This is a genomic window from Hyunsoonleella flava (genome assembly GCF_004310325.1).
Lineage (GTDB): Bacteria > Bacteroidota > Bacteroidia > Flavobacteriales > Flavobacteriaceae > Jejuia > Jejuia flava.
The window spans coordinates 1-15,236 of record NZ_SIRT01000003.1 but is presented as its reverse complement, the minus strand read 5'-3'; the positions used below and the strand labels follow the sequence as shown (position 1 = coordinate 15,236).

The following is a 15,236-nucleotide window of genomic DNA, read 5'->3' as shown; positions in this document are numbered from 1 at the left end:
AAAAACTAACAACCATGAAAACACCTACTTATGTAAAGAACTGTACACTTGCTTTGATGCTCTTAATGGGTATACAGTGTTTTGCACAAAATGTTGTTCCATTTTCACCTAGATATGACGAGGCTATTAAGGGTGATATGCTTTTGATTGGAAATAGTAACGTTGGGTTACATGTTACCAATCCATATAATGGAAACGACACGAATGATAGAGTTGATGCTGCAGTTTATGTAGATATTGACAGCGACCCTACAACATTTAATTCCAGTACTGCTGATTTAGATGTACCAAGTGACACAAATTGTTACCAAATTGTTTATGCTGGATTATATTGGAGTGCTGTGGTTAACGGTGCTGAACCAATATCTGATATTAAATTTAGGGTGCCTGGGAGTTCTGCCTATCAAGATATTACCGGAACACAAATTTATTTTCAAAATGCCACAAACAACAATAATTCAAACACTTATGTTTATTATCATGACGTAACCGATATTCTTACTGCTTTACCAAATCCAGAAGGCACCTATGGGGTTGCAAATATTTCATCCTTAGTAGGTCCAAAGCCTAATTCAGAAGGACTATCAGCAGGTTGGTCGCTTTTCGTTATTTATGAAGATCCTTTATTACCAAGTAAATACATCACATCATTTGATGGTTTTACAAAAATTACAAGCACCATCAACGAAACATTTCCAATTTCTGGTTTTCAAACCATTCCTGTAGGGCCTGTTCGTGCAAAATTTGCGTTTAGCACCATTGAAGGCGACAGAAGGTATACAGGTGATTATTTAGAATTGAATGGAAGTGTGATTGATGCCACGGATAACTCTGGTACCATTATTCGACCAGGAAATAACTTTTTTAATAGTACGGTATCCATTATAGATCCTGTTACAAATACGCCAGAGTTGTTTTTTGATAGAAATCCCGCTGGTACAAATACCCTAGGGTTTGACGCTGGAATTATTAATATTCCTAATGCAGGAAATACGCTAATTGGAAATGGTGATACTACGGCTACTATAAGTTTAGGTAGTAATTTAGATATCTATTACTATTATTTTAGTGCTTTTGCTATTGAAATTATTGCCCCAAATATCGTGTTGACCAAAATTGTTGAAGACGAGTTTGGCACAAATATAGAAGGACAAGAAGTAGATCTCGGAGATGAGCTAAACTATGTCATTGGTTTTGAAAACACTGGTAACGATGATGCAACCAATCTTACTATTCGAGATATTTTACCAACAAATATTGTTTTCAATTATCCAGCTGATATTGTTTCATTACCTACAGGGGTAACCGTACAGAGTTATAATGCATCAACTAGGGAAATAGTATTTAGCGTTGATCGTTCAATTGTAGAGCAAAATGACCCTGTTCAATCTATTCGTTTTAGAGTTACTGTAGTTTCAGATTGTAGTTTATTAACTGACGCATGCTCAAATGTTATTGATAATCAAGCTTATGCAACTTATCAAGGAACCATAAATCCAAACTTTACAATTTCAGATGACCCAAGTTATAATAGTAATACGGGATGTTTAATCACGCCAAGAGCAACAAACTTTTTGGCAGATTTAAACTGTACGTTTGACGAAAATGTGGTGCTTTGTGGTGATTCAACAACTTTAACTGCAGCAAACGGTTACGACTCTTACACATGGTCTACGAGTCCGAGTATGACACCAGTTATCGGAACAGGGCAGTCCATTACCGTAAACGCTACAGGAACGTATTATGTATACAATGCAGCCACTGCACCATGTCAATCTATTACACAACAATTTGATGTGACGCTTTTCGGCTCAAATGTTACTAATCCTGTAATTCCTTTTGCTGATGAGGTGGTTGTTTGTCCTAATGATGGAAAAGAGTTACCAAATATCTTCTTATGTGGGGCAAACGATTCAAGATTCATTCAAACGAATATTACCGATGCAACTTCCATAATATGGGAAGTTTTAGATGAATCAAGTTGCGACGCAGTTTTAAATGAAGATTGTGCTAACGAAAGTGACACTTGTACATGGAATCAAGTAGCCACAGGTGCAAATTATACAGCTGATACTGCTGGTCAATACAGATTAACATTGAATTATGATGGTGGTTGTTTCAATCAATTTTATTTCAATGTTTATGAAAATTTACTGGTTCCTACTGTAACATCACGTGATATTATTTGTACTACCCCAGGTGAAATAGTAGTTGGTGGCGTACCAAGTGGATACGAGTACAGTATTGATGGCACAAATTATCAATCTAGTAATACATTTTCTGTAAATACTGCAGGTATATATTCCCTGTTTATAAGACAAGTAGGAGTAACACCAAATCCGTGTATTTTTTCAGTCCCAGATGTACAAATAAGAGAGAGGGATTTTACAGTTCAAACTACAGTTACACAACCAATATGTTATGGGGAGTTAGGAAGTGTAGTTTTAGCTGCTAATGATGTACGTCCTCAATATTTCTTTTCAATATATGATGGTGCGACATTGGTAAATAGTGTTGGTCCAATTATAGATGATAATTATACGTTTGATAACTTAAATCTAGGGACATACACAGTAAATGTTTCAACAGAAGATGGATGTACGTTTACGGAAGATATAGAAATCATTGAACCGCCGCTACTTGAAGTAACATCGGCTATTACAAAGCCTTTAACATGTACTAATGGAGAGATTACGGCGTATCCAACAGGAGGAACACCACCATATTACTATTTTGTAAATGGTTCAACTACATTCCAAAGTACACCTGTAATTGATGTGCCTACTGCTGGAACATATACAATTAGAGTAGTAGATTTCAATAATTGTGAAGCGGAAACCACTATTTCTATTGATGCAATTCCTGCTCCAGATTTTACAGTGTCACAAACTGATATTTTATGTGCTGATGAACCTGATAGCGGTACAATTACAGTTAATGTGACCAACCCAAACGGAAACGCATTACGCTATAGTATTGATAACGGGACTACATATCAGAATTCCCCGAGTTTTACAAATGTGACGGCTGGCGATTATGATGTAATTGTAGAGTACACTTCGGGAACTGATGTTTGTTTCACTGCACCACAAACAATTACGATTACTGCAGCCACTGCTATAAACGGAACTGTATCACTTACTACGCCGTACACATGTACAACAAGCGGAATCATTACTGTTACAGGAACAACAGGCGGAGCACCGCCATATCAATATAGTATTGATGGTATAAACTTTCAACCTGGGACAACATTTTCAGGCTTAACCAATGGTACTTATACCGTAACGGTTAGAGATGCTAACGTTTGTACGTTTGTATCAGCTCCAATTATAATTGACGCGCTAACCCCACCAACGGATTTAGATTTTAGTAGCACCGCAATAACATGTCCAGCAAATACTTCAGATGTTACTATAACAGCTACTGGAGGATTAAGCCCACTAGAATATCAGATAATTGCCCCAGCTAGTGCTGCGACAGCATATCAACCATTAAATGTTTTTGCAGGTTTAAGCCCTGGAACTTATACATTCCAAGTTAGGGATGCCAACGAATGTACTTATGCCGAAACATATACCATAGATCCACTACCACCGTTAACTGTTGGAGCGGTAATCACTAAAAACTTGGATTGTACAGCCTCACCTGACGGTACTATACAAGGGATAATTACTGGAGGAGTCGCTCCGTTTAGCTATGCCATTTCAATAAATGGAGGAGGTTATACTAGTTTAGGAGCTACAGGTACCACATTTAATTACTCAGTGCCAGTAGATGGGACATATCAATTCCAAATTACAGATGCCAATAATTGTACTGCAGAATCTGGAGTACAAACGATAAATGCAATTTCATTACCAGAAATTGCTTCCGTAATTCAAACGGCTGATAATTTATGTAACGGCGATGTTAATGCTGCAATTAGCATAAGTATCAATAATACAGTTGGAACACCACCATTCGTTATAAATGTAAATAACGATACTACAGGTACGGACTATGGAACACAAACTTCAGGATTACCAGCAGGTGATTATACCATCACATTAACTGATGCCAATTCTTGTGAAGATATTGAAACCATCACTATCACTGAACCAACACCTATTAATGTAGTACATACATCATTACCCATAACCTGTGATGTTTTAAGTGGAGGAGTTTCTAAAGGATCGGTAATCGTGCAAAATGTTACTGGGGGAACAGCGCCATATAATTATTATGTGACTGGAACAAATGGATATTCTGCAACAGAATTGAATGCTTCGGGTACAACATCAACAACTTTTGATGTAGTAGATTTTGGTTTATACCAAATAAATGTGGTTGATGCCAATGGGTGTTCTGTTTTGGTAGAGGATGTTTTAGTTGCTTCCCCACCAAACGATTTAGATATTGTGGTTGATTCAACTATAAACTGTACAACAGGAGGTGAAGCTACAGTAAGTGTAAGTTCTGCTTTAGCGAGTTCTGGTCCCTTTTATTTTGATATCTATAGAGGAACAATTCCACCACCGCCACCAGGAGGTACATGGGTTTTACAAGATACGCCGGTAGTGGGTACACCACAAACTACATTTACAGGCTTACTCCCTGGTGTAACTTATACATTCATAGTTTATGATGACTCAACAGGATGTAGTTATTATGAAACCGCCTCGGCTTCGGTGCCAACAAACTCTACGCTGACTTCCTCAGCATTAACATCCAATAATATTACTTGTGTTGGAAGTGCTGACGGAAATGTATCTTTTACTATCAATAGTGTTTACGGTGTTGCGACCAATGTTAATTATGAGATATTCAACTCATTATCGCTAGTTTCTACCACTATTACAGGAACAGGAGTAGTGCCAGCAGGGGGAAGTTTAACAGTCTCAAACTTAGGACCATTACCTTTTGGAACTTATTTTGTGTCAATTAGTGAAACTAGTGGGCCAAATGCTGGATGTGGTGTGGTAACTGTACCATTTAATATTAATGAATCTGCAATAGATTTAAGCATTACCGCAACAGCGGATAGAAATGCAAATTGTAACCCAAATTCAGGATTAATAAGCGCCATAGCAAGAGATGGTACACCGCCATATATGTATCAGATTACAACATCAGCTACGGCACCATTGGCAACTGATCCGTCTTGGGCATCTGCAAACACCTTCAATGTTGACGCAAATACGTATTATGTTCATGTTAAAGATGCTTACGATTGTATTAAGACAACAACGGCAGTTGTATTGCCTCAAGATCCAGAGCCTATAATTACTGCAACAGTAAATAATCAATGTACAGTAACTGAAGGTAATTTTGAACTTGATATAGCTTTAACTGCTATTGGAGTTCCACCATACAGTTATAGTATTGATGGTGGAGCATTCCAAACAAGAACAGCTCCTTTCACCGTTTCAAACTTAGCTTCAGGTACTCACACTGTGGAAATACAAGACGCTAATGGTTGTGGAAATTTAGTTACTGTAGATATTGCGTCCCCAGTTGATTTAACACCGAGTATAACAGCATTACCAACATGTAATAATGATGATGGCGAAATTACCATTACTGGTAGTGGAGGGACAGGTGTTTATACATATGCCATTAGCCCAAGTTTAGGAACATTAAGTGGCAATGTGTTCTCAGACTTGCCTTCTGGAACATATACAATTACTATAACAGATGCCAACACATGTTCTGCTGATATTGAGGTATTGCTGCCAGAAGCTATTCCTCCAAGAGTAACAACAGTACCGAATGCGGTTACCTGTTTTGGTGATAACACCGGAAGCTTTGAGGTTAATGTCAGCGGTTATTTAGGACCCTATACTTATGAAGTGTTCGATAGTGCATCAACTTCAGTAACTGGAGTTGTTAATGCAAATACATCAATAAACCCAGAGGTGGTTACAGGAATGCAATCAGGGGAATACAGTGTTGTAGTAACCCAAACCGCAAGTCCGTTCTGTTCAACCACAACTAATGTGATTATTCAATCTCCGCCAGAGGCTTTAAGCGTTATTGCTACTGAAACATCAAATGTTACTTGTGATAATGATAAAGGAACAATTACAGCGGTGGCCAGTGGTGGTTATGGCACCTATGAATACGAATTAACAGGGGCAGCTATAGTTGCATACTCCCCAAATGGTACATTTACCAACTTAGAAGCAGGAGTGTACACTGTTAATGTTCGAGATGCTGGGGGTTGTGTAGCTTCTGATAATGCTACACTTGTTATTCCTAATCCAATTGATGCTACAATCTCTGCAAGTACAACATTATTGTCTTGTTTTGGAGATACCAATGCTGCAATTACTATAACAAATACAACCGGCGGACAAGGCTCAAACTATACCTATGTTTTAAATCAAGTGTTGCCTACAGCATCAAGTTCAGGTCCTCAAACCTCTACTGTTTTTGATAATTTAGGAGCTGGAACGTACAATGTTACGGTAACCGATGGGTATAACTGTGAGTTTAACACCGCCAATATTGTTATCGATGCACCTACCGAATTACAAGCATCTCTGGTAAAAGCAACATCTCAAACTTGTCTTACGGAGTCTACATTAACATTGAGCGCTTCAGGAGGGAATGGTCCTTACAGCTATAGTACAGACAGTAGTTTTTCAACAGTGATTGGCACATTTACAACATCAACTACATTTTCTGTTTCGCCAGGAAATTATCAGTATTATGTAAGAGATGCCAATGGTTGTATTGCAGACGTTTCAAATCAAATTACTATCGATCCTTTACCAACTTTAACGGTTAACCTTGATGCCATGAATGCAACTATTAACTGTACCGGGGATAGTACGGGTGTTATTATTGCAACTGCCGAGGGTGGCTTAGGCAGCTATGTGTATACATTACAAGATACTTCTGGAAATGCAATTCCTGCTATACAAAATAGCCCAGGTGTATTTACCGAATTGCCTGCGGGTAATTATCAGGTACGTGTGGATAGCGGCGATTGTTTAACAACTTCTGCAGCGATTCCAATTACTGAACCTGCCTTACCGTTAGAGGTTACGTTTAATACAACAGACGTAACCTGTACAGGCGAAAATAATGGTTCAATAGAAATTATAGCTACTGGTGGTACAGGAGCTATCAAATACGCCATTTCTCCTCAATTAAATCAATTTTTTGATGAACCAATTTTTGAGGATTTAGCTCCTGGAACATATCAAGCCGTAGTGCAAGATGAACTTGGATGTTTTGTAATTATTGATTTTAGCATTAATGAGCCTACGCCGGTATTCTTAACGGTAGTGCCAAATTCAACAGTTCCTGAATTATGTAGCGGAGAACTTAATGGAGCATTTAGCGTTGATATTTCTGGTGGAAGCTTACCATATAGCGTGAGTTTAGATGACTACAATGGTCCATATACAACAGGAACCAATGCACAAACTGTTTTCGATTTTACTGCTTTAGCAGGTGGAAACCATGTGGTTTATATCAGGGATAACGAAGGGTGTGAGGCTGAGTTTGAAATCGACTTCCCAGAATCCATTTTAATCAATCCGCAATTGGTAATTGATTATGGTTGTGTAAATAACACTTCAACAAACAGTGTTACCGTGACTTTAGATCCAGATAATATCGATCCTGCAGATTTAGAATATGCCTTAGATGGAGGGCCATACCAACCAGAAAATGTATTTACCAATGTATACGCAGGCTTAGACCATTATGTAGATGTAAGACATACAAATGGTTGTGTGCAGAGAAGTGCTTATTTCGATATAGAAGATTATCAACCATTAGCTTTAGTATTAACTGAAAGTGGACTGAACGAAATTGAAGCAACAACCACTGGTGGTACAGGAAATTATGAGTATTTCCTTAATGGAGAATCTTACGGAAGTGAAAACACATTTAATATTTATGCGACAGGGACTTACACGGTAACTGTTGTCGATAATAATGGGTGTCAGGTTGAAGCATCCATACCTATAGAGTTTATAGATATATGTATTCAAAACTATTTTACACCAAATGATGATGGCACTTTAGATAGTTGGGGTATTGGTTGTGCAACACAATATGACGATTTAACCTTCGATATTTTTGATAGATATGGACGGAAAATTGCAACCCTTAATGTTAATGAAAAATGGGATGGAACATACAAAGGAAAGGAACTACCTACTGGAGATTATTGGTATGTAGTAAAATTAAATGATAGCCGAAACGATAAAGAGTTTGTGGGGCACTTTACCCTATATAGATAAAATGAGGATGATGATGACAGATATAAAACAAAAGAAGATGCGAAACCTAATGATGGCTTTATTACTGTTATTGGTAGTGAAAGCTTACGGACAAGAGTTAAATTTACCTGTATTTACGCAGTACCTAGCAGACAATAATTTTGTGGTATCTCCTACTTATGCAGGAATTGGGGATAACCTAAAAATAAGAGCAAACGGATTAACACAGTGGGTAGGCATTAAAGGTGCGCCTGACAACCAATCTATTTATGGTGACGTAAGGATTGCAGACCGAACAGGTGTAGGCCTCTCATTATATAATGATAGAAACGGTAATACCATCCAAACGGGAGCGAAGTTTTCCTTTGCACATCATTTAATCATAGATTATTATTCTAAGCAATATTTATCCTTCGGAATTTCGTATAACATTAATAATTTTAGAATCGATATCAACAATTTTAATACTACCTATGAAAACCCAACGATAGATCCTTATGTAACCGATGATAGGAGAACATCAAACAATAACTTCGATATTGGTGCTTTATATCGCTTTGGTGGTTTCTGGCTAAGTTTTAATGCAAACAATATTTTACCCAAGAATTTTGATGAATTTATAAGACAAAAAGAACCTAGTTTGCTGCTTAACTACCAAATCTATTCTGGATATACGTTTAGAGGGCCAAAGAAAAGTGGTTTAGAGTATGAGCCTTCAGTATTTTATCAATTATTTGGAAGTGATAAACGTTCAGCCACTGATTTAAATTTTAAGTTCAGAAAGTATAACCGTTACGGTGATTATTATTGGGGTGGGATTTCATATCGTTTTTTGAATGACCAATTGTTAAAACCTCTAAATATTGGTCCTATGATTGGCTTTCAAAAAAACATATTCTATTTTGGGTATGCCTACCAAATTACCACTAATGAACTAGCAGCGTACAATTCAGGCACACATGTTGTTACCATAGGACTTAACTTTTTACAAGGCATTAGTAATTGTCCGTGTACACAAGATCCTGTGCACGATTAAATGTGTTTTTGTAGATTGCCAAATTAGATTCATTTCTTTTTCTTAAATTTAGAAAACAATCTAAAACTAGAAACATGGCATCCAAAAAAACAATTATTAAAAAGATTCAAATTGTATTAACCAAGCATTTTGATTCTCCACAAGACGCTTTCAATTTTTTTGATAAAAATGGTGATGGAAAACTGTCTAAAAAAGAAGTAGTTCGCCTTTTAAAAGAAGCCGAAATCAATGGTTTTATTCGTGGATTAGTGGGGTCAAAACTAATTGAAGGTTATGATAAAGATGGTGACGGAAAAATAGATTGGAAAGAGTTTAAAGTGGCATTAAAAGAAATGTCTAGGGATGTTGAGTAAGTAAATATTTATGAAATATTTCCAAAAAGAAATTAGATTAAAAGCATATACAAGAGGATTTCATTTAATTACAAATGAAGTTTTATCGGCTATTCCAGAATTAGAAGAAATTCAAGTAGGCCAACTTCAAGTATTTATCAAACATACATCAGCGAGCTTAACTATTAACGAGAACGCTGATTATACCGTAAGGACAGATTTTGAAAGCCATTTTAATAAAATGGTGCCTGAAAATGCGCCTTACTATCAGCATACTTACGAAGGATCTGACGATATGCCAGCACATATTAAGACATCATTATTAGGAGCCTCAGTACAAATTCCTATTACAAATGGAAGATTAAATTTAGGCACGTGGCAGGGAATATATTTATGCGAACATCGCGACCATGGTGGTTCTAGGAAATTGGTAATCACTGCATTTGGCGGATAGGTGCGTTAGGGATTGTAGCGGCATCCTTTTTGATATGGAGGCTGAGGTTTTCGAAGCCGCAATAGCAAAAAGATATAGCGGAAAGCCCGACCCGATAGGGTAACGCCCAAAAAATAAAAAATCCGACGCTTTCAAATCGGACTTTTTATTAAGTGATACTATTTTAAAACTAGTCTAATCACTTTATGTTATATACTAAGAAACTATTTTGTTGCGTCCCAAATTTGTAGTTTTAAATGTGCCTACCACTCATCTGGTGCAAAAAATTGGAAATATGTAGCCCAGTTATTACCAGGAAAATCACATCCATCACCCCAAGCTGATTTTCTTCGCTTCTTTGAACCATAACCATTCTTTTGAACCACAGCATGAGCTGCTATATAAGTTCCTTTAGACATTGGAACACTATAAGTGATTGTTGTAATACCATCCAGCATGTCGTCGCCAAATTCAAATTTTCCTTTTCTTGGATTTCCTTTTTTATTCAACGGAAACTCAGATGGATCATTAACTACTGATAAGTTGGTAGCGACTAAATAATAGTCTTTGTTCGTTATGCTATATGTTATATCATAATATATATCATTTACCTTAACGGAAACATTACCAACTTCAATGTTCTTTCCTGCATAGAGAGTTGTACTGTTTCGGGGCATACATTTTTCTGATGAGAAGATATATTCTGATTCAGATGTACTCCCTTTTTTCTTCTTCTTTTTAGAAGATAAGTTTTCCTCTATAGCGAGTTCTTCCTGTATAGGCTCAACTTGACAACTGAAGGCACCAGCGACTATAGCTACTAATAAAACTAAATGCGAAACTTTTTTGATTTGGGTTCTCATTTTAATTTGAATTTAAATTTTTTAATTCAAACTAATCCGAGGGAAGATAAGTTCTTGGGACAAACTTACATGCTGGAGATAATATGTTCATAATAAAAAAGATGTCTTGCTCTAAAAATTCGTTCAAGAAAAAAGTTTTGCATTTTTTTACGATGAACAGTAGTCTTAAAAAAGAAAACTTACAAAATTAATATGCACAAAAAAGTCCGACTCTTTCGAATCGGACTTTTTATTAAGCGAATAATATGTTTTACAATAGGCTAAGCGCCTTATTTTACTTTATCTACAACTGCTTTAAAAGCTTCTGGGTGGTTCATTGCTAAATCTGCAAGTACCTTACGGTTCAATTCGATATTGTTAGCTTTAAGTTTCCCCATAAATTGCGAATAAGACAAACCGTGTTCTCTGGCTCCGGCGTTAATACGCGTAATCCATAAAGCGCGGAATGTTCTCTTTTTGTTTCTGCGGTCTCTGTACGAGTATTGCATCGCTTTGTCAACCGCATTTTTTGCTACTGTCCAAACGTTTTTACGTCTTCCAAAGTAACCTTTTGCTTGTTTAAGAACCTTTTTTCTTCGGGCTCTTTTTGCTACAGAATTTACTGATCTTGGCATAATTTTAATTGTTTTTTGTAGTAGGCGGTCGATAATCGACACTTGCTAAATTATTTTGCCTAACTCCAGGGTTTATAAATTGTTTTAACCGATTAAAACTGTGTTACTTTAAACGTAACATAGTTTTAATATTATCTTCGTCAGCCTTATGCACTAATGTGTCATGGGTTAACGCAAGCTTACGCTTTTTAGACTTCTTTGTTAAGATGTGGCTCTTAAAAGCGTGCTTTCTTTTAATCTTACCAGTACCCGTCAACTTAAAACGTTTTTTGGCACTAGATTTTGTTTTCATTTTAGGCATTTCTTTTCCTAGGTTTTAATTATTGCGCTTAATTATCTTTAGTTATTACTTCTTTGGAGCAATAAACATTGTCATTCGTTTTCCTTCGAGCCTTGGCATCTGCTCTACTTTGCCAAACTCTTCTAAATCTTGAGCAAGACGTAATAATAAAATTTGTCCTTGCTCTTTAAATATAATCGATCTTCCTTTAAAAAACACAAATGCTTTTAACTTGGCACCGTCTTTTAAGAATTTTATAGCATGTTTCTTTTTAAATTCGTAGTCATGGTCGTCAGTTTGTGGTCCAAATCTAATTTCCTTTACTACTACTTTAGAGGCCTTGGCCTTTAAAGCTTTTTCTCGTTTCTTTTGTTCATAAAGAAACTTTTTATAATCCATAACTTTACAAACAGGCGGATCTGCTTTTGGCGAAATCTCAACTAGGTCTAAACCTAATTCGTCAGCTAGCCTTAAGGCATCACCTTTGGTATAAATACCTACTTCTACATTGTCTCCAACTAAACGCAACTTTTGCGCTGTAATTTTGGAGTTAATCTTGTGTTTGTCTTCTTGAATAACCCTTCTATTGGGCTGTCTTCTTCTTCTAATTGCTATGGCTTATCTGTTTTTTAATTAAACTTATATTTTAGAACGATTTTAACGTTTTACTAATATCCTCTTTTATTATTGCAGCGAATTCATCTATGGAAATCATTCCTAAATCCTCGCCACCGTGCTTTCGCACAGTTATTTTACTTTCTTTTTCCTCTTGCTCGCCAATAATGAGCATATAGGGATGTTTTTGCATTTCGGCTTCCCGAATTTTCTTCCCTATAGTCTCGTTTCTATGGTCTACAAGGGCGCGAATTTCGTGATTTTCAAGCAAATTTAAAACTTTTTCAGAATATTTTTCATATTTCTCACTAAGCGACAATATTTTAGCTTGCACTGGCATCAACCAAATCGGGAAGTTCCCACCAGTATGTTCCAATAATAATGCCACAAAACGCTCCATGCTTCCAAAAGGTGCGCGATGTATCATTACAGGGCGGTGAGACTCATTGTCACTACCTTTATAAGTCAAATCAAAACGTTCTGGTAAATTGTAATCTACCTGAATTGTTCCTAGCTGCCATTTTCTGCCCAAAGCATCCTTCACCATAAAATCTAGCTTTGGCCCGTAGAATGCCGCTTCGCCTTCCTCAATTACAAAATCCAATCCTTTATCTTCGGCAGCATTTATGATAGCTTGTTCCGCCTTTTCCCAGTTTTCAACATCACCAATATATTTGTCTGGATTTTCAGGATCCCTTACAGAAACCTGCGCGGTAAAGTTTTCAAAACCTAACGAACCAAATACATACAGTACAAGGTCAATTACATTTTTAAATTCTTCATCCAATTGATCGGGCATACAAAACAAATGCGCATCATCTTGGGTAAACCCTCTTACACGCGTTAAACCATGCAACTCACCACTTTGCTCATATCTGTAAACTGTACCAAATTCAGCATAACGCTTTGGTAAATCCTTGTAGCTCCATTGTGCACTTTTGTAAATTTCACAATGGTGCGGACAATTCATAGGTTTTAATAAAAACTCCTCATCATCCTTTGGCGTAGTAATAGGCTGAAAACTATCCTCACCATACTTCGCATAATGCCCAGAAGTTACATACAGTTCCTTCTGCCCAATATGTGGCGATACCACCATTTCATAACCGGCCTTTTTCTGTGCAGCTTTCAAAAAGTTTTCTAAACGCTCACGTAACGCAGCACCTTTAGGTAACCACAACGGCAAACCTTGTCCCACTTTTTGTGAAAAGGTAAACAGTTCCAGTTCCTTACCTAATTTTCTATGGTCACGTTTTTTAGCCTCTTCAAGCAGTTCCAGATATTCCTTTAACTCCTTTTGTTTAGGAAACGAAATCCCATAAACACGGGTCAACTGAGGTTTTGTCTCATCTCCACGCCAATACGCACCAGCAATACTCGTCACCTTAACCGCTTTAATTATGCCAGTATTAGGAATATGTCCACCACGGCACAAATCCGTAAACGTACTATGATCGCAAAACGTAATTGTACCATCTTGAAGGTTCTCAATAAGCTCAGTCTTAAACTCGTTGTTCTTATACAATTCCAAAGCCTCCGCTTTAGAAGCAGAACGCATTTTAAAATCGTGCTTACCACGCGCAATCTCCAGCATTTTATCCTCAATAGTTTTCGCATCCTTTTCCGAAACGCTATGTTCACCAAAATCCACATCGTAGTAAAACCCATTTTCAATCGCAGGCCCAATAGTCAATTTAGCCCCAGGATACAATTCCTCAATCGCCTGCGCCAAAACGTGTGCCGAAGAATGCCAAAACGCCTTCTTTCCTTCATCATCTCTCCATGTATAAAGTACTAACGATCCATCGGTGGTCAAAGGCGTCACGGTTTCAACAGTTGTACCATTAAAACTGGCCGAAATCACGTTTCTGGCCAAACCTTCACTAATGCTTTTCGCAACATCCATCGGTGTAACGTTTTCCTCAAACGCCTTCACACTGCCGTCAGGCAAAGTAATCTGTATCATAAATCAATTTAAAATGGGCAACAAAGATAATAGTATAAACAAATCCACACAATATATATGTAGGTATAATTTTCAGGGCGTTCCCCTCCTTTGGGGTCGGGTCGGGCTTTCACTACTCAATCCCTCCTTCGTCGGGGATTTCAAACATGCCGTTCAATCCCTAACGCGGGCGTGCCTGCCAAAGCTGGTTTTACGATTTAAAGTTTCGGTTTTTCTGTTATGGACAGTATATAATAAGGTTAAGTTAATATGAAGTGGAGAAAGTCGTAATGAAAAACATTGTAGCAAGAAAGTCAAGCCCCGAATCAATTCGCAGAATTGAGAGTCAAGGCGCAGCATAGGAGAAGAAAAGCTCCGAGAACAGGAGAACGTAAGTTCGACGCGGAGTTTTCAAACCGGTTTTCAGTTTTTCAAAAACTGAAAAATGCCTCGGCTTGAACTTGATTTTTTGGTTCCATGTATTTGAGTTAAAAATGTCCAGTGGACATTTTTAACTCAAATAGTGCATCAAGGCAAAATGAATATATGTACAATGTGCCGATATATAGTAATTGACACACAACATTTTCTAGTGCTTAAGACGTCTTAATTTAGTAATTGTGATAAATTTTCAGGCATGTAACCATCAGAGAACAAGCGCATTAAAAAGGGTCAAAAAAACTTTTAAAAAAAAGATCAAAAAATGCATTGTTCAATTAAAAATGTGTGGTATGTTTGCACCCGCAAAAACGGCGAAGGTTGTTTTTTTGGAGTTCATCCTCAGGATATTTTGGGATTGTGGAATAGTGTTAAAAAAATATTTCCAAAAAATTTTTCAAAAAGTATTGTGGGGATAAAAAAAGGGTTTTATATTTGCACCCGCTTTGGGAGGAAAGTCC

10 protein-coding genes are annotated in these 15,236 nt (G+C 37.1%); 5 read left to right on the top strand and 5 right to left on the bottom strand.

Features of this window, described 5'->3' with window-relative positions:
• Positions 1-14 precede the first annotated feature (14 nt).
• The 4 genes from EYD45_RS05215 (at position 15) to EYD45_RS05200 (ending at position 10,041) form a co-directional block, all read left to right on the top strand.
• Positions 15-8,240 carry a T9SS type B sorting domain-containing protein gene (locus EYD45_RS05215; RefSeq protein ID WP_130963306.1) on the top strand — a complete coding sequence of 2,742 codons (8,226 nt, stop codon included), beginning with the start codon at positions 15-17 and terminating at the stop codon, positions 8,238-8,240.
• A 37-nt stretch (positions 8,241-8,277) separates the two neighbouring features.
• Positions 8,278-9,255, top strand: coding sequence for a PorP/SprF family type IX secretion system membrane protein (locus EYD45_RS05210; RefSeq protein ID WP_130963305.1), 978 nt, complete (start codon positions 8,278-8,280; stop codon positions 9,253-9,255).
• A gap of 74 nt (positions 9,256-9,329) precedes the next feature.
• Complete coding sequence (locus EYD45_RS05205) at positions 9,330-9,608, top strand: EF-hand domain-containing protein (RefSeq protein ID WP_130963304.1); 279 nt, start codon at positions 9,330-9,332, stop codon at positions 9,606-9,608.
• A 10-nt stretch (positions 9,609-9,618) separates the two neighbouring features.
• A complete protein-coding gene (locus EYD45_RS05200) occupies positions 9,619-10,041 on the top strand; it encodes a secondary thiamine-phosphate synthase enzyme YjbQ (RefSeq protein WP_130963303.1) in 423 nt (140 codons plus the stop codon).
• 242 nt (positions 10,042-10,283) lie between these two features.
• Here the strand turns inward: EYD45_RS05200 and EYD45_RS05195 are convergent, their stop codons facing one another.
• The 5 genes from EYD45_RS05195 to thrS form a co-directional block, all read right to left on the bottom strand.
• Entirely contained in the window at positions 10,284-10,883 is a 600-nt protein-coding gene (locus EYD45_RS05195; protein WP_130963302.1) for a hypothetical protein, read from the bottom strand.
• A 269-nt stretch (positions 10,884-11,152) separates the two neighbouring features.
• Positions 11,153-11,497 (bottom strand): 50S ribosomal protein L20, encoded by a 345-nt coding sequence (gene rplT / locus EYD45_RS05190; RefSeq protein ID WP_130963301.1) that lies wholly within the window; start codon positions 11,495-11,497, stop codon positions 11,153-11,155.
• 103 nt (positions 11,498-11,600) lie between these two features.
• Positions 11,601-11,798, bottom strand: coding sequence for a 50S ribosomal protein L35 (gene rpmI, locus EYD45_RS05185; RefSeq protein WP_019388182.1), 198 nt, complete (start codon positions 11,796-11,798; stop codon positions 11,601-11,603).
• Between the two features lie 45 nt (positions 11,799-11,843).
• On the bottom strand, positions 11,844-12,353 hold the full coding sequence (infC, locus tag EYD45_RS05180; RefSeq protein ID WP_130963300.1) for a translation initiation factor IF-3: 510 nt from the start codon (positions 12,351-12,353) through the stop codon (positions 11,844-11,846).
• A gap of 70 nt (positions 12,354-12,423) precedes the next feature.
• Positions 12,424-14,358: a threonine--tRNA ligase gene (thrS, locus tag EYD45_RS05175; RefSeq protein ID WP_130963299.1), complete on the bottom strand. Its 1,935-nt coding sequence runs from the start codon at positions 14,356-14,358 to the stop codon at positions 12,424-12,426.
• A 682-nt stretch (positions 14,359-15,040) separates the two neighbouring features.
• Between thrS and EYD45_RS16885 the strand changes: the two genes are divergently transcribed.
• Positions 15,041-15,236 (top strand): hypothetical protein (locus tag EYD45_RS16885; protein WP_207303293.1); only part of this gene is annotated, 196 nt, incomplete at its 3' end.